Below are 19,648 nucleotides of genomic sequence, written 5' to 3'. Positions count from 1 at the left end.
TTTAACCGAGCATACGGCTCACCAGTCGGGCTGTGTAATCCACCATGGGAATGACACGCGCATAATTGAGACGAGTCGGCCCGATAACACCAAGAACGCCCACAACGCGCTGTTCACTATCGCGGTATGGAGACACGATCAAGGAAGAACCGGAAAGCGAGAACAGCTTGTTTTCTGACCCGATAAAAATACGTACGCCTTCGCCGCCCTTTGCAAGATCAAGCAGGCGGATCAGTTCACTCTTGTTTTCCAAATCATCAAATAGCAGGCGAATACGCTCCAGATCTTCCTTCGCACCCACGTTTTCCAGCAGGTTGGAGCGTCCACGCACGATCAGTGTTCCGGGATCATTCTTGTCTCCACCCCAAACAGCAACACCTGCATCGACTACTTTGGATGTCAGCGTGTCCAGCTCGGCCTGAAATTCGTTTCGCTGCCGAACTAGCGCAGATTGCGCATCGGCTAGCGTGCGGTTCCGGATGATGGAGTTGAGGTAATTCGAGGCTTCGGTCAGCGCAGATGGAGGCAAGCCAGCAGGTAGATCGACAACACGGTTTTCAACGGAGCCATCTTCACTCACCAGCACGACAAGCGCTTTTAGCGGCTCAATCTGCACAAACTCGATATGGCGAAGAGTGGTGTCTGTCTTGTTGGAAAGAACAACCCCCGCCCCGCGGCTCAGGCCAGATAGCATCTGACTGGCTTCGGTCAGGACTTGCTCCGGTGTTTTCTCACCACCTTTAGCCTTCACCTGCACGGCAATCTGCTCGCGCTCTTCCTTGGTCAGGTCGCCAACTTCCAAAAAACCATCCACGAACAGACGAAGACCGGACTGCGTCGGCAAGCGTCCAGCACTGGTGTGCGGAGAGTAGAGCAGCCCATGGTGCTCCAGATCTGCCATTACGTTGCGAATAGAGGCCGGAGACAGAGGCTGCGAAAGCCCGCGTGCAAGGTTGCGAGACCCCAACGGTTCGCCGGTATCAAGGTAGTTCTCAACAATCCGCCGGAAGACCTCACGGGAACGTTCATCAAGATCCTCAAGAGGGACAGAAGGAGGAACGCTCGTCACGGTATCGGTACTCCACATCAACAGCAGGTTTGGGCTAAAGCCTGTATTCAATCCCTAACACAGGACAATTGAACAGCCAAAACTCATTTTTAGCAGAAAATAGCCTCTCAAACCAAAACCAGCCTTTGCGCTAACGGCAATCCGCAGCTAAAAGATCCGCAATACCATTTGTGAATTTGTAGCTATTAAGCAACCCGAGGGAGCTTGCCTTGAACCGTCCATCCAAACGTACACCAGAAGAAATGCGTCCAGTCAGCCTGGAGCGCGGTGTTGCCAAACATGCCGAAGGTTCCTGCCTGATCAAATTCGGCGATACCCATGTTCTGTGTACCGCAAGTTTGGAAGAGCGTGTTCCGCCGTGGCTCCGTGGTCAGAACCGTGGCTGGGTAACTGCAGAATACGGCATGCTGCCACGCGCAACTCATGATCGTATGCGCCGTGAATCCTCTGCAGGCAAGCAGTCTGGCCGTACTCAGGAAATCCAGCGCCTTATCGGTCGTTCTCTGCGTGCTGTTGTTGATCTGGGTGCACTGGGCGAGCGTCAGATCTCCGTTGACTGTGATGTCATTCAGGCAGACGGCGGCACCCGTACAGCGTCCATCACCGGCGCATGGGTTGCTCTGCACGACTGTCTGAAATGGATGGAAGCGCGCGACATGGTCAAAACCGATAAGGTTCTCAAAGACCACATCGCAGCGATCTCCTGCGGTATCTACGAAGGTACTCCGGTTGCTGATCTGGACTATATCGAAGATTCCTCTGCTGACACTGACGCAAACTTCGTCATGACTGGCAAAGGCGGCATCGTTGAAATTCAGGGTACTGCTGAAGGTGAGCCATTCTCCGAAGAAGAACTCGGCCAGCTCATGGGTCTTGCAAAACAGTCCATTTCCAAACTGGTTGAGCTGCAAAAGCTGACGGTGCTCTGATGCAGGCAGACACAACAGAAAACCGCCGCCTGGAACCTGGCAAGCTCGTGCTTGCCAGTCACAACAAGGGCAAGCTGCGCGAAATTCAGGACATGCTGGCAACGCATGGCTTTGAAGTTCTCTCTGCTGGTGATCTGGATCTGCCAGAGCCAGTGGAAGATGGCGACACGTTTGAAGCAAACGCTGCAATCAAAGCACTTGCTGCGGCAACAGCCACTGGCCTGCCTGCCCTTGCAGATGACAGCGGTTTTTGTGTAAACGGCCTCAACGGTGATCCGGGCATCTACTCCGCACGTTGGGCTGGGCCAGGTAAAGACTTCGGCGTGGCCATGCAGGCCGTGCAGGACAAGTTGACCGAAACGAACGCTACAGACCGGACCGCTTACTTCGTTGCTGTGCTGTGCATGGCATGGCCGGATGGGCACACTCAGTTCTACCGTGGTGAAATCCATGGCGACCTGGCATGGCCTCCGCGCGGTCTGGAAGGCTTCGGCTACGATCCAATGTTCGTTCCGGAGGGTTTTGATAGAACCTTCGGTGAGATGGACAAGCAAGAAAAACACAAAACAAAAGAAGACGAAGCGCTGTCTCATCGCGCCCGTGCCTTTGTTAAGTTTCAAAAAGAGTGCTTGCCGGCGTAATACGCGTTCCCGAAAAGTGGCTTCCAGTTTTCGGATAAGAACTCGTGCAAATGAGCTGGCAAACGCAAAGGAAAAAGAATGACTGTGTCACCGGTTGGCGGCTTTGGGATTTACGTGCATTGGCCTTTTTGTTTGGCAAAATGCCCATATTGCGACTTTAACTCCCACGTGCGCCACCAGCCGGTTTCGCAGGAGCATTACGCCAAAGCTCTGGCAACAGAGCTGGCACGTTATGCGCAGATGGTGCCGGGTCGCACAGTTGACTCCGTCTTCTTCGGCGGCGGCACGCCATCTTTGATGGAGCCGAAAACCGTTGAGACAATCCTCAATGAAGTTGCGCGCCTCTGGCATCTGCCGTCCACCGCTGAAATATCCATGGAAGCCAACCCAACCAGCGTGGAAGCAACCCGCTTTGCAGGCTACAGATCTGCAGGCGTAAACCGCCTCTCCGTTGGTATTCAGGCGTTGGATGACAAAGAGCTGAAGATCCTTGGTCGCCAGCACTCTGTTTCGGAGGCGATTCGAGCTGTTGAAATTGCGCGCAAAACTTTCCCGCGCATCTCGTTTGATCTTATCTACGCCCGCCCCAATCAGACCTTGAAGGTATGGGAGCAAGAGCTCAACCGTGCTATCGATCTGGCCGCTGATCACCTCTCCATGTATCAGCTCACCATTGAAAGCGGCACCATGTTCCAGCGCTTGTATGCAGCTGGAAAGCTGGAGATGCTGGACCCTGATCTAGCCGCAGACATGTTTGACCTGACACAGGAGGTCACCGCAGCACGCGGTTTGCCGGCCTATGAGGTCTCAAACCATGCGGCGCCTGACGCTCAGTGCCAGCACAACCTCATTTACTGGCGTTATGGTGATTACGTCGGTGTTGGACCTGGTGCACACGGCCGATTGACGCTGGAAGATGGCACCAAGCTGGCAACCTCGACTGAAAAACATCCGGAAACATGGCTAGGTTTGGTTGAAAGTCAGGGCCACGGCTCTATCTCTGAAGACATACTTGGTCATGGCGAGCAGGGTGACGAGTTGTTGTTGATGGGTATGCGATTGCATGAAGGCATTGACGTACCACGTTATGAACAGCTCTCTGGCCGTCAGTTCAATCCGCAGAGATTGTTAAATCTGCAGGAAAACGGCATGGTAGAATGGGTGAGCAACACTCGCCTGCGTGCAACGCAAGCAGGCTTTCCCCTACTGGATGCCGTAATTGCTGAGCTGGCTTCCGATTAGCATTCCCAAATAAAATTCATTAGCGATTTCAACTTAGTGAAATAATTGCAGTCGAATTACTCGATTCGATTGGGGTATTAATTTACATATTGTGCAATGCAACATAATTGATTACACTGACATGTACCTCAGCGATGGTGAAGAACCTATTGATCTTCAATGCAAGTTAAGGTTGGTTTGAATTTCTCCATGAGTCTATGTTGCTGAAAAGGTATAGAGCTGTCTATACTTTTGCGGTGCAGCACTTCGGGCTAAAGTGTATTCGTGTTGCGGAAATCAAGAATTACATGAACAAGAGTTGGCTGAAGCGAACGTCTTGGGAGGAAACATTCTGTGCTGTTCTACCACTTGTATGAAATGAACCATGCAGCGATGTCCCCTGTCCGGGCTGCAGCAGACATGACAAGATTGTGCTTTCAAAACCCGCTCAATCCCATGTCACACACGCAGGTTGGTCGCACGGTTGCTGCATCCTGTGAGATGCTTGAGCGCGTAACCCGTCGTTATGGTAAACCGGAGTTTGAGCTCGACACCACTGTCGTGGATGGCAAAGAAGTAGACATCACGGAAGAAATCATCTGGGCGAAACCATTTTGCGGCCTGTTGCACTTCAAGCGTGATTTACCTCAAAGCAGAAAAGACGATCCTAAAATTCTGATCGTCTCACCCATGTCTGGCCACTATGCAACTCTTCTGCGCGGCACTGTTGAAGCCTTACTGCCAAATCTGGATGTTTACATCACGGACTGGGAAGACGCGCGACAGGTGCCTGTAGCTGATGGCCGTTTCGACCTGGACGATTACATCGAATACATCATGCAGATGCTGCATTATCTGGGGCCAAATACGCACGTTCTGGCGGTTTGCCAGCCATCCGTTCCAGTTTATGCCGCCGTTGCCTTGATGGAAGAGAACGGAGACAAATGCGCTCCGGCGACTATGACGCTGATGGGTGGCCCAATTGACACCCGCGAGGCGCCAACCGCCGTGAATGATCTGGCCGTCGAAAAAGGTATCGATTGGTTCAAGCGCAATGTTGTCATGGAAGTTCCCTTCCCCCACAAAGGCTTCACACGACAGGTTTATCCGGGCTTCCTCCAGCTCTCTGGCTTCATGAGCATGAATCTGGACCGGCACATGGTTGCCCATCGCGATTTCTTCCAGCATCTGATTGAGGGTGATGGTGACAGCGCTGAGAAGCATCGTGACTTCTATGATGAATATCTCGCTGTTATGGATCTGACCTCCGAATTCTATCTCCAAACCGTGGAGACCGTGTTCATCGAGCATTCGTTGCCAAAAGGCGAAATGATGCATCGTGGCAAGATGGTTGATCCGAAAAAGATCACCGGCACGGCGCTGTTTACTGTTGAAGGCGAAAACGACGACATTTCTGGTGTTGGCCAAACCCAAGCGGCTCAAAAACTGGCTGAAAACATCCCATCCAGCCGCCGGTTGCACTACATCCAGCCGGGTGTAGGCCACTACGGTGTGTTTAACGGTTCAAAGTATCGTTCTGAAATCGCGCCACGTATCGTCAAGTTCATTCAGGATAATCCAAGAAACGTGCGCGCGGAGCAAGTTTCCAAACGTGCAGCGAAAAAGACCCTGCGTGAAAACACCTCCGAGAAAATTGCGGGTGACCCACTACGCGAAATCTTGCTTGCTGAGCCAAAAGGCGCTGCAGATGACCTGCAGTTGATCAGCGGTGTTGGACCTAAACTAGAGCGGGCTTTGAACGGCGCAGGTATCTTCCACTACTGGCAAATTGCAAATCTGACAGAACATCAGGCCGCGGCGCTGGACGATCGTTTGGATATTCGCGGACGCATGGTCCGGGATAATTGGGTTGAGCAGGCACGCCGTCTCAATGAAGCAGTGCATTCCAACTGAACGTAAGTGAAGATAACCCATCGTCTAATAAAATTTCATTCTATCTCTTGAAAGTAAAATAAAATCATCCCATCTCAAGCTTGTTGATTTGAGAAAGGGGTGATTTTAATGAATGTAAATGCAATAAAACCCTCCTGGAATCCTCTAAGTATTGCACTTATGGTTCTTGGATTCGTAGTTTTCTGGCCTCTTGGCCTTGCTATGCTTGCCTACATCTTATGGGGCGACAACTTTAATGGCTGGAAGCGTGAAGCTAAATGCCAGTGGAATCGTAGCAACTTGAAAAATACGATGGACAATATGCAAAATGCGACCCGCAGCGGTAATGCTGCATTTGACGACTACCGTGAAAAAGAGCTGACCCGCTTGGAAGAAGAGCGCAGAAAGCTTGATAGCATGCGTCAGGAATTCGATGATTACATGAACGACCTGCGTCGGGCTAAAGATCAGGAAGAATTCGACCGCTTCATGAGAAACCGCCACAACCGTCCAGGCGAGCCATCTGCTGGTGAAGCAATCTAGTGGTTCTCAAAGGTTCATAACAAGCATCTGGTGCTCTGCTTTCGCAGGGCACCCTTTTGTGCGTTGAGGCTTACTCGCAAAGCAACACACGCGCTAAAGTAATTCGCACTGGTCGACTTTCAAATCGCCCCTTTCTCTGCAATAACGAGAGCGACCAGTGCAATTTTTGAGGTGATATGGGGTTCTTTGCGACAAAGGTTTTGCCGGAGTTTATTGAGGTGGATCTGGGGCATAAGCCTCTGCAAATCCGCCTGAAGCGTAACTCCAGAGCAAAGCGCTATATCCTCAGAATTCCCCCTGGAGACCCAACACCCGTCATCACTGTTCCTGCCCGTGGCAATTTGAAGACAGCCCAGGATTTCGCCAACCGGCAAGTCGAGTGGTTGAAGCAAAGACTGGGTTCTCGTCCGGATACCATCAAATTTGAAGAGGGTGCGCGCATCCCCATTAAAGGTGTCCTGCACACCTTGCGGTCTTCTGGCAAACTGCGTGGGCTTGCGAAGCTTGATCTCGAAGAAGAGACGGATGAACCGCTGTTGTTGCTGCCGGGCGAAACCCAAAGCTTTCATCGTAAAACCAAAGATTTTCTGCGCAAATCAGCCAAAGAAGCTCTTGAGGCACACGTACAACACTTCACAAAGAAGCTTGGACGCAACTATCATAGCATCACACTACGAGACACCAAGAGCCGTTGGGGATCCTGCTCGTATGATGGGAAACTATCGTTCTCCTGGCGCCTTGTGATGGCACCACCCGACATTCTGGAGTACGTAGCCGCTCACGAAGTTGCTCACTTGGTGAAACTGGATCATTCACCAGAGTTCTGGCGTGTTTGTGAGCAGTTAGCACCCCACACAAAGCAAGCCCAACGCTGGCTCAAAGAGCACGGCTCTCAACTTCACCTTTACGGACAGGAATAGCTAACCACCGCCAAACAACCTTCCAAGCAGGTCCAGAGGGCTTGTGCTGGTGTTGTTTTGCGGGCGCGGAGCTGTTGTTGCTTGAACAGCAGGCCTTGGTGGCTGAGGAGCTGCCACAAATGTTGGTTGACGACGCGTAGGCGCAGTGCCCGGTTTCAACAATGGTGATGTTTCGGCAAGATTAATCGGCACACCCGGCAGTCTGGCAATCGGGATACCCTGATGCTCTGTCTCCATCACCCATGCCCAGATTTCTGCTGGTAGTGTACCTCCACTCACCTTCTTCATCGGCTTGTTATTATCATTCCCAAGCCAAACCGCAGTGGTGAGTGAGTTTGTATAACCAATGAACCACGCATCTTTGTAGCCTTGCGTTGTACCGGTTTTGCCTCCCGCCGGTCGACCAGCCAGCAAAGCTCGCTTTCCTGTGCCTCCATAAACTGTCTGCGCCATCATAGTGTTGATTTCACTCAGCTTATCTCCGCGAACAACGCGTCCTGTCCCGTCACCAGATCGGCGATAAAGCACTTTGCCATGTTCATTTCGAATTTGCCGTACCACATGAGGAACGACACCATATCCGCCATTGGAGAAAGGCACATACGCAGCTGCAATCTCAAGCGGAGTAACCTCTGAAGTTCCAAGAGCGATGGATGGATTGGACTTGAGCGCGGATGTAATGCCCAGACGACGTGCTGTACGCGCCACATTGGCTGGGCCAACCTCATGCGCCAGCTTTGCTGCAACGGTGTTGATCGAAAATGCAAGCGCTTGCGTCAATGTCACATCGCCGTAGTATCGCTTGGTGTAGTTCTTCGGCGTCCAGCCCCTGTAGGTGACACGAGCATCCCTGCGGACAGTATTAGGAGTCATACCCCGTTCTAACGCCGCAAGATAGACAAACGGTTTGAAAGCAGATCCCGGCTGTCTGCGTGCATATACAGCGCGGTTGAACTGGCTTTTCCGATAATCAACACCACCAACCAGAGCACGGATTGCACCGCTGCGATTGAGCGTAACAACCGCGCCTTGAGTGACATTAAACTCTCGGCGAGACTCCGCAATTCGAGTGGTCAGCGCTGTCTCTGCCGCTTGCTGCATATCCCAATCGATGGTGGTATCGACGATGATGTCTTCACCAATAGAGCCGACGAAGCCGGGTAGCAACTCCATCACGTAATCAGCAACATAATTGCCACTGCTACTGTTGTGGCTTGTAACCACGTGCGCTGGGTTGAACAATGCGTTCTTGGCGTCATCAGCGGTGATGAAGCCAGCCTTGTGCATTGATGCGATCACCACCTGCGCACGACCCTCTGCAAGAGCGGCATTGCGTGTGGGTGCATATTTACTAGGTGCTTTCAGCAGTCCTGCAATGGTTGCCGCTTCAGCGAGGTTGATGAGATGAGCGGATTTACCAAAATAAACCCGCGACGCGGCATCAACACCATAAGCCCCGGCTCCGAGATAGACCCGGTTAAGGTACATCTCCAGAATTTCGTCCTTGCTGTAATTCCACTCCAACCACAGCGCCATCACCACTTCCTGCATCTTACGTCGCATGGTGCGCTCAGGCTTTAGGAACAGGTTCTTCGCCAGCTGCTGTGTGAGTGTTGACCCGCCCTGCACAGTGCGCCCGCTGGTGTAATTGACAAATGCAGCGCGGGCAAGACCGATTGGATCGATGCCGAAATGATACCTGAACCGCCTGTCTTCGATAGCCATCACAGCTTCAGGCAGATACGTAGGTAACTGCTCCAGACGGACCGCCTCTCCACCGGTATCGCCACGATTGGCAATCAAGGTGCCGTTTGCTGAAACGATGCGCACGTTAGGTGGGCGTTGTGGAACAGCCCACTCCGAAGCTGGTGGCAAATGCGCAGCGTAATAGGTGAGAATTCCGCCAACAACGACGATCCCCCAAATGCCAAGTACGACGCTCCAATACATGGAAAAGCGAAAGGACTTCCACAAGAACCGCCGAAACTTGCTTTGGCTCTTTGGCTTGCCAGAAGAGGTCGCTGCATCAAGAGCTGCCAGTGTCTGTTGACGTGCCTTGCGGCTAGGTTTTTTGGCAGGCTTCTTGACTGGCATTCCTTGCGCAGGTCTGGGACGCTGAGGAGCAGGTTTTCTGGCCTGTGCCGTTGGGTTTTGCGGTGAAGAGCGTTGCCCTGATGATGATTGCTTGCTTGGAGCGTTGGCTTTGCTCGGACGGCGAATATAATCTTCGACCTCGTCCGGACGCAATGCGACGCCTTGTAAGCGTGGGCGTTGAGGTTGTGCTGGGCGTTTTGGCCGCTGTCCTTCGGGATGTTGAGGCGGCTTGCCGGAAGGGCGTTGCCCGGGGCGCATTGGCCTCCGTTTTCTGCCATTTCCATTTTGGCCTGTCGCCATAACTCTAAAACACCCCAGTACCGATCACTCAAATTTTGGGCAAATATTGCCATGAAAGATTGAGCAAGCCTGAACAAACTCAGGCTGCTGACCGCTTGGGAGGGAGATCGCAACCTGGATACAAAACACGAACGATTTTAGGGAAACACGCTTAATTGAGCGTTAAGCTATTGGGGTGAATTGCGCGCAGTTGGCTGAGAAATGCCAAAAATATGCAGAGATGCTAGCGCTTCTACGCAAATAAAAAAGGGCGGAAACCCGCCCTCTCCATTTTGAGATACTAGTAGCTCTGTGATCAGCTGGAATACCGGCTGGCATCTTGACCATAGTAGTTCACATAGCGTGAGTTCAGCTTGGACACTGGCATGATGATCAAAACATCAGTGGTACCGAACTGGTGATCAACAACTGCTCCGTTACCGATATAGGCGCCAAGGCGTAGATATCCTTTAATCAGCGGTGGCAGAGAACGCAGCGCAGCGCGTTGATCCACCTGATCTTTCGCAATGCGGTTCATTTCTACATACTGGTCCGGCAGCGCTGATACGTGCCATTCTTCTGGTGCACTAGCAAAATGATGCAGGAAGGAAAGCTGCTCAGCAAGAAGATCAGGATCAGTACCTTCGATAGAGGCACAGCCAATCATTACATCTACATTGTGCGTCAGCACATAAGACCAGATGCCATGCCATAGCAATTCTACGGTCTTCTTGGTGCGATAAGGTTTCAAAACACAAGAACGACCGAGTTCCATGAAATTCAGATCACTGTGGCGATCCAGAATCCCTTGAATATCAAACTCACCTGCTGTGTAGAAACCGCCATTGAGCTGTGCAAGTTCCTGACGGAGCAATCGGTATGTGCCTACAATCTGCGGCTTGAGTTTGGAAAATGGTTTGTTGCGAACCTGACTGTTGTGATCAACGACCAATAGATGATCACAAATCTCGTCATAACTGTCGCGATCAAGACGCGATAACTGCGTTTGTGCATCTGCAATAGCGGACATCTCTTCGTAAAACACTTCGTAGCGTAAACGCTGAGATTGCTTGAGTTCTTTGGCTCCGTTGGAAAGACGAACCTCAAGTGGGCCGACCTTACCGAGGCTTTGTCCTGCCTCCGGCATTTTTCCAAGCATTGCCTGAGGGATCCACCGCGGCGCAGGTCGCCCTGACAACTTGCTCGGTGTAAACTTTTTTAGGACTTTCATCGGGGAGATATGTCCAGATCCAGCCATACTATTATTATCTCATATTGCTTAGGTGTTTATGAAACAATGCAATAATGAGAACGCCTTTCTGAATTTGCACCAATCGAGTCACCCATGTCAATTTTGGGTAGTCAATCTGTGATATAAGCCCATTTTAGGACAGTTGAGTGACATAACACCAACATTTACCCGCGTAACGACGCTCACATCTGCTAAACAATGCTGCGGTCGCGGTTAATCTGAGTATAACAACCGCCTCGTGATATTGAACAGGCTAAATATACCGAGCTATCCCTTAGCATAGCGTTTTAAAACAGCTTCGAGATCCTGCTTTTTTAGGGGTTTGCTTAAAAAACCGTCTGCTCCAGCATTAAGAGCCTCTTCTTTTGCATCTGGCATAACATCTGCTGAAACAACATAAATTGGCACTTTCGATGCAGATTTTTCTTCCCGGCCTCTAATTTTTGAGATGGCTTCAAGTCCATCCAGACCGGGCATGTGCAGATCCATGAGCACAATATCAAACGAGCCGCTGGCACAGAGCGAAACAGCCTTATGCCCATCCTCAGCAAGCGAGGATGTGTGGCCCAATTTGTCCAGTAGTGCCTGAACCAGCGTCCAGTTAATTGGATTGTCTTCGGCCACTAACACATTGAGATTTGTACTCTGGCCTTGTGGTGTAGATGCCACCTCTTCTTCTGCTATATCTTTGTCTACCTCGTCAGTCTGCAGTGAGCTGGGTGAGAGCACCCGAAGCAGTGAGCTGCGACGAACAGGACGGGTCAAGTAACCGGAGAACTCTCCAGTTTTGATGTCGGCAATTCGAGCTCGTTCCTGAGGTTTAATGAGGACAAAGATCTCCGGCGCACTCTCAGATTGCCGCCCATAGAAATTGCGAATGCGTTCTACATATTCTTCACCGACAAGCAAACGGTCAAATTGTATCGTAGGAGACAAACCTTCTAGTTCATCTGCTGCCAGAACCTTGGTGTGATTGTAACCGCTTGTGCTCAGCGTTTTATAGACGAGGTCGGCCTCAATCTGATTGCTGGTTATGATCGCGATACGATCATTATGTTCTTTTACAAAGTCCTCTGAAATCTCATCAACTGGCATCTCAAGAAGGAAAGTGGAGCCACAACCCAGCTGGCTTTGAACGGTGAGCGAACTTCCCATAAGTTCCGCGAGTCGTTTGGAAATTGCCAGGCCCAGGCCTGCTCCATCGAACTTGCGGTCTCGCCCATATTCACCCTGTTCAAATTCCCGGAAGATGCGAGCTGCTGTGACGTCATCCATGCCGGGGCCAGTATCTTGAACAGCGAACTCCAGCAAGTGGTGGCCTGTAGTATCCGTAGTGACTTGCAGGACTAAAGAAACACCGCCTTCTTCTGTAAATTTGATCGCGTTTCCAACTAGATTGTATAGGATTTGCTGCAACCGTGCCGGGTCACTCTGGATGGTATCTGGTACGGCTGGATTGATAAATGAACCAATCTGTAGCCCCTTTGCATGGGCTTTGGGAGAGAGCAGCTCCACAACGCGTTCCACTAACGGAGCAAGTTCAACATTGCCAGTCTCCAACTCCAGCTTTCCTGCTTCGATCTTGGAGTAATCAAGTACCTCATCAATGAGCATCAAAAGTGTGGAGCCTGAAGTTCTGATCGCATTAATGTAATTTTGCTGCTCTGCAGTGGTTGTCGTGTCATCCAACAAATCTGCCATGCCCAAGACACCGTTTAAAGGCGTGCGAATTTCGTGACTGACCATCGCGAGGAAGCGAGATTTTGCCTCGCTGGCATTTGCAGCATGATCGCGATCTTCCCGCAGTTTTTGCTCTGCTTGTCGCCTATCTGTGACATCCGTCAGGATCCACTGAATGATAGGAGCTCCACCGCTGCCATCACGAATGCTCAGGCGCAGGAGTGAATACCAGCGGGTGCCATGTTTTGTGCGCAAAGCAACGTCTTCGGTAGTCCCAGCAGCCCCTTCCTCAAGATCAGGAGTAAAGTCATCGGCATAAGGCAGATGAATAGCTCCTCCGATCTCAACTCCAAACCCAGCTGGAAAATTGCGTTTACCTGCATCATTGACTGACAGCACCACCCCATTGCTATCACAACGGATCACAATAGCGCCCAGCGCATCCAGAATGGAACGATGCCGATCATCCGCTTCACGTAATTGCCAGTCAGTATCGCTAGCTAATTCAGATGGGTCTTCAAGTTGCTCCACTTCACTCTGGATTTGAGCTGTCTTCCAACTTTGGGCGATAACATCACTTGCTGGAAACCGGCGAAACAAGACAGCGCCAGCCCCAAATGCAAGCAATACAACATAGAAACCTTGCAAGGATTGCCAATCGGTCAGCAGCAGCGCAATCAGCAAGCATATAACGCCCACAAAAATGGAGAGGCTCTTTAGAACAAAGGAGGATTTCTCGGTGATTTCGCTTTGCTTAATCAGAGACACGCGAGCCTGAGTAACAACATGGGTGCTCTCCTCAGTTTTCAGTCTCCGTTTCAACACAGCTTTTGCTCCACCCGAACTATTTCGGTAAATCAGTAAAATTCAATTGGTAGGATATACCAGATTATGCTGCGGCCAAATAGGCTGAAGAGCGTTTGAAGCTCAGGGCCTCGGCCAGGTGAATACGCTGAACGGACTCTGACCCGTCCATATCTGCGATTGTCCGTGATAGTTTCAAAACACGATGGTAGCCACGTGCAGAAAGACCAAATTGTATGGAGGCCTGTTCAATTAATTCCTTACTGCCTTGATCCAATGCAACAATTTGCTCGATAGTCCGCGCACTGGCATGTGCATTGACAGTGATATCTAACCCAAGAGAGGCATAGCGAGCTTGCTGTATTGCACGAGCGCGCCCTACACGTTGAGCAACCACCTGCGAACTCTCAGAAGTGCGCGGGCTGATCAGGTCTCTTGCAGAAACCGCGGGAACATGAAGTTGCAAATCCATCCGGTCCACGAAAGGCCCAGACACTCGCGACTGGTAAGAACTGGCGCATTTATCGCCTCGCCTGCAAGTATGTCCCGGTTCTCCTGCATATCCGCAACGACAAGGGTTCATCGCAGCAACCACTTGCACTATGGATGGATAGCTCACCCGATAATTGGCGCGAACAATCGTCGCCACACCGTTCTCAATAGGCTGCCTCAAGCTGTCCAGAACGGAGCTATCGAACTCTGGCAGTTCATCCAAAAAAAGCACACCATTGTGAGCCATGGACACTTCGCCAGGTCTGGCCTTTATGCCTCCGCCAACCAGTGAAGCCATGGATGCGGAGTGATGTGGTGCCCGGAAGGGGCGTTGATTGCTCAAAGCGCCATCTTCCAACTCTCCTGAAATGGAAGCGATCATGGATACTTCCAGCAGTTCGCGAGCTGAAAGTGGTGGCAATAGAGCGGGTAACCTGCTTGCGAGCAAGGTTTTTCCTGAGCCTGGAGGGCCGACCATCATCAGGTTATGAGAGCCAGCTGCAGCAATCTCCAGTGCCCGCTTCGCTGTTTCCTGACCTCGAATATCGGCAAGGTCCAGTGAACTGGCAGCTTGTGGAGAGCTGCGCGGTTTTGGGGCAGAAAGAGTAATATCACCTTTCAATGCGCGGTAGAGCTGAACCAGTGATCCCGCGGCCATAATCTTCAGGTTCTCATCCGCCCATGCCGCTTCAGAGCCGCAACTTGCCGGACAGATCAAACCTTTCTCGTTTGCAACAGCAGCGATTGCAGCTGGGAGGGCTCCGTTTACGTGCGAAATGCTGCCATCCAGTGAGAGCTCACCTAGAACGAGGAAGCCTTCGACAGCTTCCGCAGGCAGTGCCCCCATCGCCACCAAGAGACCAAGTGCAATTGGAAGGTCATAATGAGATCCTTCCTTTGGCAGGTCAGCCGGAGCCAGATTAACCGTCACACGTTTGGCGGGTAGCGCCAGGCCGGAGGCAATGAGAGCTGAACGAACCCGCTCTTTGCTCTCTGCAATTGCCTTGTCGGGCAGGCCAACAAGAGTGAAATAGACGGATCCGGGGCTAATCTGGACCTGCACGTCAACATTTGCAGCGTCGACACCCTGAAAGGAAACGGTAGAGATGCGAGCAAACACCTGACACTCCTGCGGCCACAATTAATCATCATTGTAGTAATTAAGCAGGAACGAATGAGAAACACACAAGCCTTGAATACTCAGAAATACGAAAGCCCCCATAAGAAGCTCTACCTGAATTCTCGGAGTTCATGATGAAAAAGAAAAGCCCTGCTGAAGAACAGGGCTTTTGTTACTTTTTAGGCTTCCAGCTTTTTCTCAAGCACATCCCAGACTATGCCGGCCACATCTGGCCCGCCCAGCTTCTGGATCGCTCGAATGCCAGTTGGGGCAGTCACGTTGATTTCAGTGAGGTTTCCGTCAATCACATCGATTCCAACGAGAATGAGCCCCTGTTCTTTCAGTGTCGGCCCAAGGCGCGCGCAAATCTCTCTTTCGCGCTCAGTCAGGTCACTGTCTTTAGGAGAACCGCCACGCACCATGTTGGAGCGTAAGTCACCTTCTGCAGGCACACGGTTCACTGCACCAGCAAACTCACCATCAACCAGGAGAATGCGCTTATCACCGTGTTTCACATTCGGCAGAAACTTTTGAATGACCCAAGGTTCGCGGAATGTGACGGAGAAGAAGTCGTAAAGAGACCCATAGTTCAGGTCATCCTTGGTCACGCGGAAAACAGCAGCTCCACCATGCCCAAACAGCGGCTTCATTACGATGTCGCTATGGATGTTGCGGAACTCATCAATCTCCTCGCGATCATGAGTGATCAGCGTTGGTGGCATCAGGTCCGCAAACTGGGTCACAAACAGTTTCTCTGGTGCATTACGTACAGAGACTGGATTGTTCAGAACGAGCGTTGTCTCGGAAAGCTTTTCGAGAATGTGGGTCGCAGCGATGTAAGCCAGATCAAATGGAGGATCCTGACGCATCAGAACGACGTCCATCTCAGACATGTCAACGCGCTGGGGCTCACCAAAACTGAAGTGATTGCCTGCTTCGTCGCGCACGGTTACCGGCTCAACGCGGCACATAACCTTTTCACCCCACAGCGCCAGACGCTCTGGTGTGTAGTGATACAGTTCATAACCACGAACCTGCGCTTCTAGCATCAGAGCAAAAGCACTGTCGCCCGCAATGTTGATGGTAGAGATATGGTCCATCTGTACGGCGACTTTAAGCGGCCGCTTGGCACCAGAAGAAGCTGCTTGGGACATGAGGCACTCCTGAAATAACGCTGGGATAGAAATCCATGTAAATAAAAATGGATGTTAGCTGCAGATATGTGGGTCAGAAAGCAATTTGTCTACATTTTTGCGATAAAATATTTGTTTCCTAAAAAATTTCAGCTTCAAAAAGATTAGGAAAGTGTTGGGCTTCTCCGTGTTTGGGAAGAATAACCGCATCAAATCGCAAGGTTTTTCCAACCACATCGTTGTGATGCGAAACCCATTCTCGGGCGGCATTTGCAATCCTTCGTTGAGAGCGTTGCGTGATTGCATATAAGCCATCATCCACACCCCGCCTGGCTTTCACCTCTACAAACACGATCGTCTGGTCTTGTTCGGCGATCAAATCGATCTCGCCCTGCTTGGTTTTGTAGCGTCTTTCAAGAATCTGCCAGCCTGCTTGGCGAAGCAGCATCTCTGCTTTCAGCTCCGCCTGCAGTCCTTTTCGATAAGCAGCCTGCTTCTTAAGAAGGTTGCTTTTAGTCGCTCTCGGGCTCTTCTGCCGTTCCTGCATTTTTCAGCTCCATAGCACGGGTATAAATCGTCTTTCGATCCACCCCGGTTGCTTTGGAGACTTTCTTCGCTGCTGCGCTCACTGGCATTTCTTTCAATGCCTCGAGCAACAGTTCGTCTGCATCAACCTCGGTCAGTTCTTGCTCTTCAGGTGGTGAAACAAGAATAACAATTTCTCCCTTAGGGCGATCCCCCGAATAGAAATCACTCAGTTCTGCAAGGGTACCACGCTGGAAGGTCTCAAACCGCTTGGTCAGCTCACGTGCAACAGCAGCCTTACGCTTCCCAAGAATTTCAGTCATGTCGACAAGAGAAGCCCCAACTCTGTGAGGGCTCTCATAAAACACCAGTGTCGCCGGAATATCTCTCAGTTCTTCAAGACGTTTCTTTCTGCCGTGGGTCTTATTGGGCAGAAAACCAGCAAACAAAATAGTGTCAGAGGGTAAACCGGCGCCAACCAGACCGCTCAACATGGCTGAGGCACCTGGAATTGGCACCACCTTGTGTCCGTGCTCTACCACATCACCTACAAGCCGAAAACCTGGATCAGAAATGAGCGGCGTACCAGCATCGGAAACCAATGCAACGGCTCGTCCAGCACCCAATGCCTCCAAAATCTTAGGCAGTTGTCTGTGGGCATTGTGCTCATGATAGGTCATCATCTGCGTGCGGATGCCATAACGCTGTAACAAAACACCCGTCACACGGGTATCTTCGCAGGCAATAAGATCGCAAGCCGCCAAAGTTTCCAGCGCACGGATTGTGATGTCCTGCAGATTGCCGATTGGGGTTGAAACGATGTGCAGTCCCGGTTCAATCCGTTTAGCCGTTAGCGAATGCTCGCTAATGTAGTATTTCCGCTCAGATGCAGCTTCGGAATGATCCATGGTCGCCTCGTGAAAGCTCCAGAATGGAGCAAGTTTTGCACAGTAGAGAGTGCACATCTAACCAACAAACCGCAAAATGACTAATTACAACGGGGAGTTTTTGACAGAATCCTTAAAAAAATCGCGGATTTCCTTGGGTTGAGGCTGTATTAACTGCGTTGGATCTGTAGAAATAAACCAAACTAAGGCGCATCTCCGAGAAGTGGGGTCCGGTTTTCGGATAAGAGTATGCGTAAAATAATCGATTAGAGCATGGCGCGGGAACAATCGCGACGAGTTCTAAATGTAAATTGCCGGATTTCGTCCCTTGCAAAATGAGGGATTGATCGAACGGCCTTCGGAATAGATGGGGCATCCATGAGCTTAGGATCAGCCACACTGCGTGGAATGAGCTTCCGCAAACTTGTGACAGGGGCTGCACTTGGCGTCTCCTTCTTGTTGGCTGGCTGTGTTAATTCACCTAACTTCTCATCGGTGAACACTCCTTTTCAGCCTGATTTGAACCCGAACGGCCAGCCGCAACTGGTTTCAGGCCGTGCCATTGGCAATGGTTCTGTTCGTGTTGGCCTGTTGTTGCCATATTCTGGCGAAGGCCAATCCGCTTCTTCTGTTGCCACTCTTTTCGAAAACTCCGCCAAGCTTGCACTTGAGGATTTTCAGGGTGCTGACATCCAGCTGCTCGTAAAAGACACTGGCGGAACCTCAGAGGGTGCAAGCATTGCTGCTCAGCAGGCGATCAGTGAAGGCGCAGAACTCCTTATCGGTCCGGTTTTTGCCCCAGCTGTTCAGGGGGCTTCCGCTGTTGCGAGACGCTCTGGTGTTCCAATCGTTGCATTCTCCTCTGATACCAATGCAGCAAAGCCGGGCACGTACCTGCTCAGCTACCTGCCAGTATCTGACGTGAACCGCATTGTGTCTTATGCAGCAGAACAAGAGCGTGGCTCCTATTCTGCACTGTTGCCAAACAATGCCTATGGTGCGGTGGCTGAAGCTGCATTCCGTCAGGCTGTTGGGCAAACAAATGGCCGTATCATCACCATTGAGCGCTACATCCCGGGCAATGCTGAAGACATCCGCGCTCGCGTTGCCAGCCTGAGCCGCTCTATTTCGCAGGTGGACACTCTGTTTGTTCCTGAAGGGGGCGGTGTTCCTCCATTTGTGATGCAGGTGATGACCGAAATGGGTGCAAGCCTTGGTGAAGTGAAGATGATCGGCAGTGGTCAATGGAACACACCGGACATCCTCCAGTCTCCTGTCATGGTTGGCAGTTGGTTCCCGGGTCCGGATAACCAGAGCTTCGAGCGTCTCGCGACCCGTTACCGCGAAACCTATGGCTCTCAACCACCGCGCAATGCGTCCTTGGCTTATGATGCAACAATTCTGGCCGCTGGGCTGGTCCGCTCCGCTGGACCTGATCGCTTCTCTGACCGTGTGTTGACCAATCGTGATGGTTTCCTCGGCATTGATGGTATCTTCCGCTTCCAGCAAGATGGCCTGAATGACCGTGGACTTGCGGTTTATGCTGTTTCTGGCAAGAGGACTGCCGAACCAATTGCTCCGGCACCTCGCAGCTTCTCTGGCCAATTCTAGGCTCCGAAACTTTTGATGTTGAAAGCCTCGCTCGCAAGAGCGGGGCTTTTTTGCGTGTGGCCCTGAAAAATGGCTTCAATTGCACCTGTTATCTTGGGGCTGTGGTGATCGAAAAAGCCTAATCTGCATTGGCAAAATCGCCATTAGAGGCAAGGAGCCATGCAGGAACTACGCTTTCATCATGTCGGTATTCCAACCAGCGAAAAGCTGCCGGAAACGCACCACAACAAAACCCTTAAACTCACTGCAACAGGCTATTTTGAGGGTCCCTATGCCATTGAGTGGATGAACTTTGATGATGACAACCCACTCCCCGAGATAATCAAGACAACCCCTCATGTTGCCTATGTGGTTGATGACCTTACCGAAGCTTTGCAAGGTAAGAACGTTATTTTGTCTCCGGAAAGTCCGGCCAAAGGCGTTTGGGTCGCTTTCATTTTGGAGGGTAGAAACCTCATCGAACTCATGCAATTCGATAAACCCGAAGAGGAAATTTGGCCTCATCCCGGAAAATTCAGGATCTGAAGGCGCTGCACTGTTACCGCGATTTACTCA

Annotated in this window: 16 protein-coding genes; 8 read left to right on the top strand and 8 right to left on the bottom strand. The window is 51.3% G+C overall.

All coding sequences use genetic code 11. The annotated features are described in order from the left end of the window. Position 1 precedes the first annotated feature (1 nt). Positions 2–1,087, bottom strand: a complete 1,086-nt coding sequence (gene hrcA, locus PsAD5_RS27420) for a heat-inducible transcriptional repressor HrcA (protein WP_063294366.1) — start codon at positions 1,085–1,087, stop codon at positions 2–4. A gap of 191 nt (positions 1,088–1,278) precedes the next feature. On the opposite strand from hrcA, the gene rph reads away from it, so the two are divergent. The 6 genes from rph (at position 1,279) to PsAD5_RS27390 (ending at position 7,216) form a co-directional block, all read left to right on the top strand. Then, positions 1,279–1,998: a ribonuclease PH gene (gene rph, locus PsAD5_RS27415; RefSeq protein ID WP_082596820.1), complete on the top strand. Its 720-nt coding sequence runs from the start codon at positions 1,279–1,281 to the stop codon at positions 1,996–1,998. Then, positions 1,998–2,639, top strand: coding sequence for an RdgB/HAM1 family non-canonical purine NTP pyrophosphatase (gene rdgB, locus PsAD5_RS27410; RefSeq protein ID WP_063294365.1), 642 nt, complete (start codon positions 1,998–2,000; stop codon positions 2,637–2,639). The genes rph and rdgB overlap by 1 nt, the downstream gene beginning before the upstream one ends. Before the next feature lie 78 nt (positions 2,640–2,717). After that, a complete protein-coding gene (hemW, locus tag PsAD5_RS27405; RefSeq protein ID WP_063294364.1) occupies positions 2,718–3,881 on the top strand; it encodes a radical SAM family heme chaperone HemW in 1,164 nt (387 codons plus the stop codon). A gap of 372 nt (positions 3,882–4,253) precedes the next feature. Continuing rightward, complete coding sequence (phaZ, locus tag PsAD5_RS27400) at positions 4,254–5,774, top strand: polyhydroxyalkanoate depolymerase (RefSeq protein ID WP_063294411.1); 1,521 nt, start codon at positions 4,254–4,256, stop codon at positions 5,772–5,774. Between the two features lie 108 nt (positions 5,775–5,882). Beyond that, positions 5,883–6,296 (top strand): DUF2852 domain-containing protein, encoded by a 414-nt coding sequence (locus tag PsAD5_RS27395; RefSeq protein ID WP_063294363.1) that lies wholly within the window; start codon positions 5,883–5,885, stop codon positions 6,294–6,296. A 176-nt stretch (positions 6,297–6,472) separates the two neighbouring features. Beyond that, entirely contained in the window at positions 6,473–7,216 is a 744-nt protein-coding gene (locus PsAD5_RS27390; RefSeq protein ID WP_063294362.1) for a M48 family metallopeptidase, read from the top strand. Here PsAD5_RS27390 and PsAD5_RS27385 read toward each other — a convergent pair whose 3' ends face one another. From PsAD5_RS27385 to rsmI, 7 genes are all read right to left on the bottom strand, one after another. Further along, positions 7,217–9,610 carry a transglycosylase domain-containing protein gene (locus PsAD5_RS27385; protein ID WP_244272119.1) on the bottom strand — a complete coding sequence of 798 codons (2,394 nt, stop codon included), beginning with the start codon at positions 9,608–9,610 and terminating at the stop codon, positions 7,217–7,219. A gap of 295 nt (positions 9,611–9,905) precedes the next feature. Next, a complete protein-coding gene (locus PsAD5_RS27375; RefSeq protein WP_108818558.1) occupies positions 9,906–10,748 on the bottom strand; it encodes a GNAT family N-acetyltransferase in 843 nt (280 codons plus the stop codon). Positions 10,749–11,108: 360 nt separating this feature from the next. Further along, positions 11,109–13,346 (bottom strand): hybrid sensor histidine kinase/response regulator, encoded by a 2,238-nt coding sequence (locus PsAD5_RS27370; protein ID WP_208981625.1) that lies wholly within the window; start codon positions 13,344–13,346, stop codon positions 11,109–11,111. Between the two features lie 64 nt (positions 13,347–13,410). After that, complete coding sequence (locus tag PsAD5_RS27365) at positions 13,411–14,937, bottom strand: YifB family Mg chelatase-like AAA ATPase (protein ID WP_063294359.1); 1,527 nt, start codon at positions 14,935–14,937, stop codon at positions 13,411–13,413. A 179-nt stretch (positions 14,938–15,116) separates the two neighbouring features. Continuing rightward, positions 15,117–16,091: a glutathione synthase gene (gene gshB / locus PsAD5_RS27360; protein ID WP_084406058.1), complete on the bottom strand. Its 975-nt coding sequence runs from the start codon at positions 16,089–16,091 to the stop codon at positions 15,117–15,119. Positions 16,092–16,209: 118 nt separating this feature from the next. After that, entirely contained in the window at positions 16,210–16,617 is a 408-nt protein-coding gene (locus PsAD5_RS27355; protein ID WP_152986685.1) for a YraN family protein, read from the bottom strand. After that, complete coding sequence (gene rsmI, locus PsAD5_RS27350; RefSeq protein ID WP_057463259.1) at positions 16,583–17,503, bottom strand: 16S rRNA (cytidine(1402)-2'-O)-methyltransferase; 921 nt, start codon at positions 17,501–17,503, stop codon at positions 16,583–16,585. Before rsmI ends, PsAD5_RS27355 begins: the two co-directional genes overlap by 35 nt. Before the next feature lie 357 nt (positions 17,504–17,860). Between rsmI and PsAD5_RS27345 the strand changes: the two genes are divergently transcribed. Continuing rightward, complete coding sequence (locus PsAD5_RS27345; protein ID WP_063294358.1) at positions 17,861–19,093, top strand: penicillin-binding protein activator; 1,233 nt, start codon at positions 17,861–17,863, stop codon at positions 19,091–19,093. 159 nt (positions 19,094–19,252) lie between these two features. Next, positions 19,253–19,618: a hypothetical protein gene (locus PsAD5_RS27340; protein ID WP_057463154.1), complete on the top strand. Its 366-nt coding sequence runs from the start codon at positions 19,253–19,255 to the stop codon at positions 19,616–19,618. The last annotated feature ends 30 nt before the right edge of the window (positions 19,619–19,648 follow it).

It is taken from the genome of Pseudovibrio sp. Ad5 (genome assembly GCF_001623095.1).
GTDB lineage: Bacteria > Pseudomonadota > Alphaproteobacteria > Rhizobiales > Stappiaceae > Pseudovibrio.
This window is presented reverse-complemented; position numbering and strand designations above follow the sequence as displayed.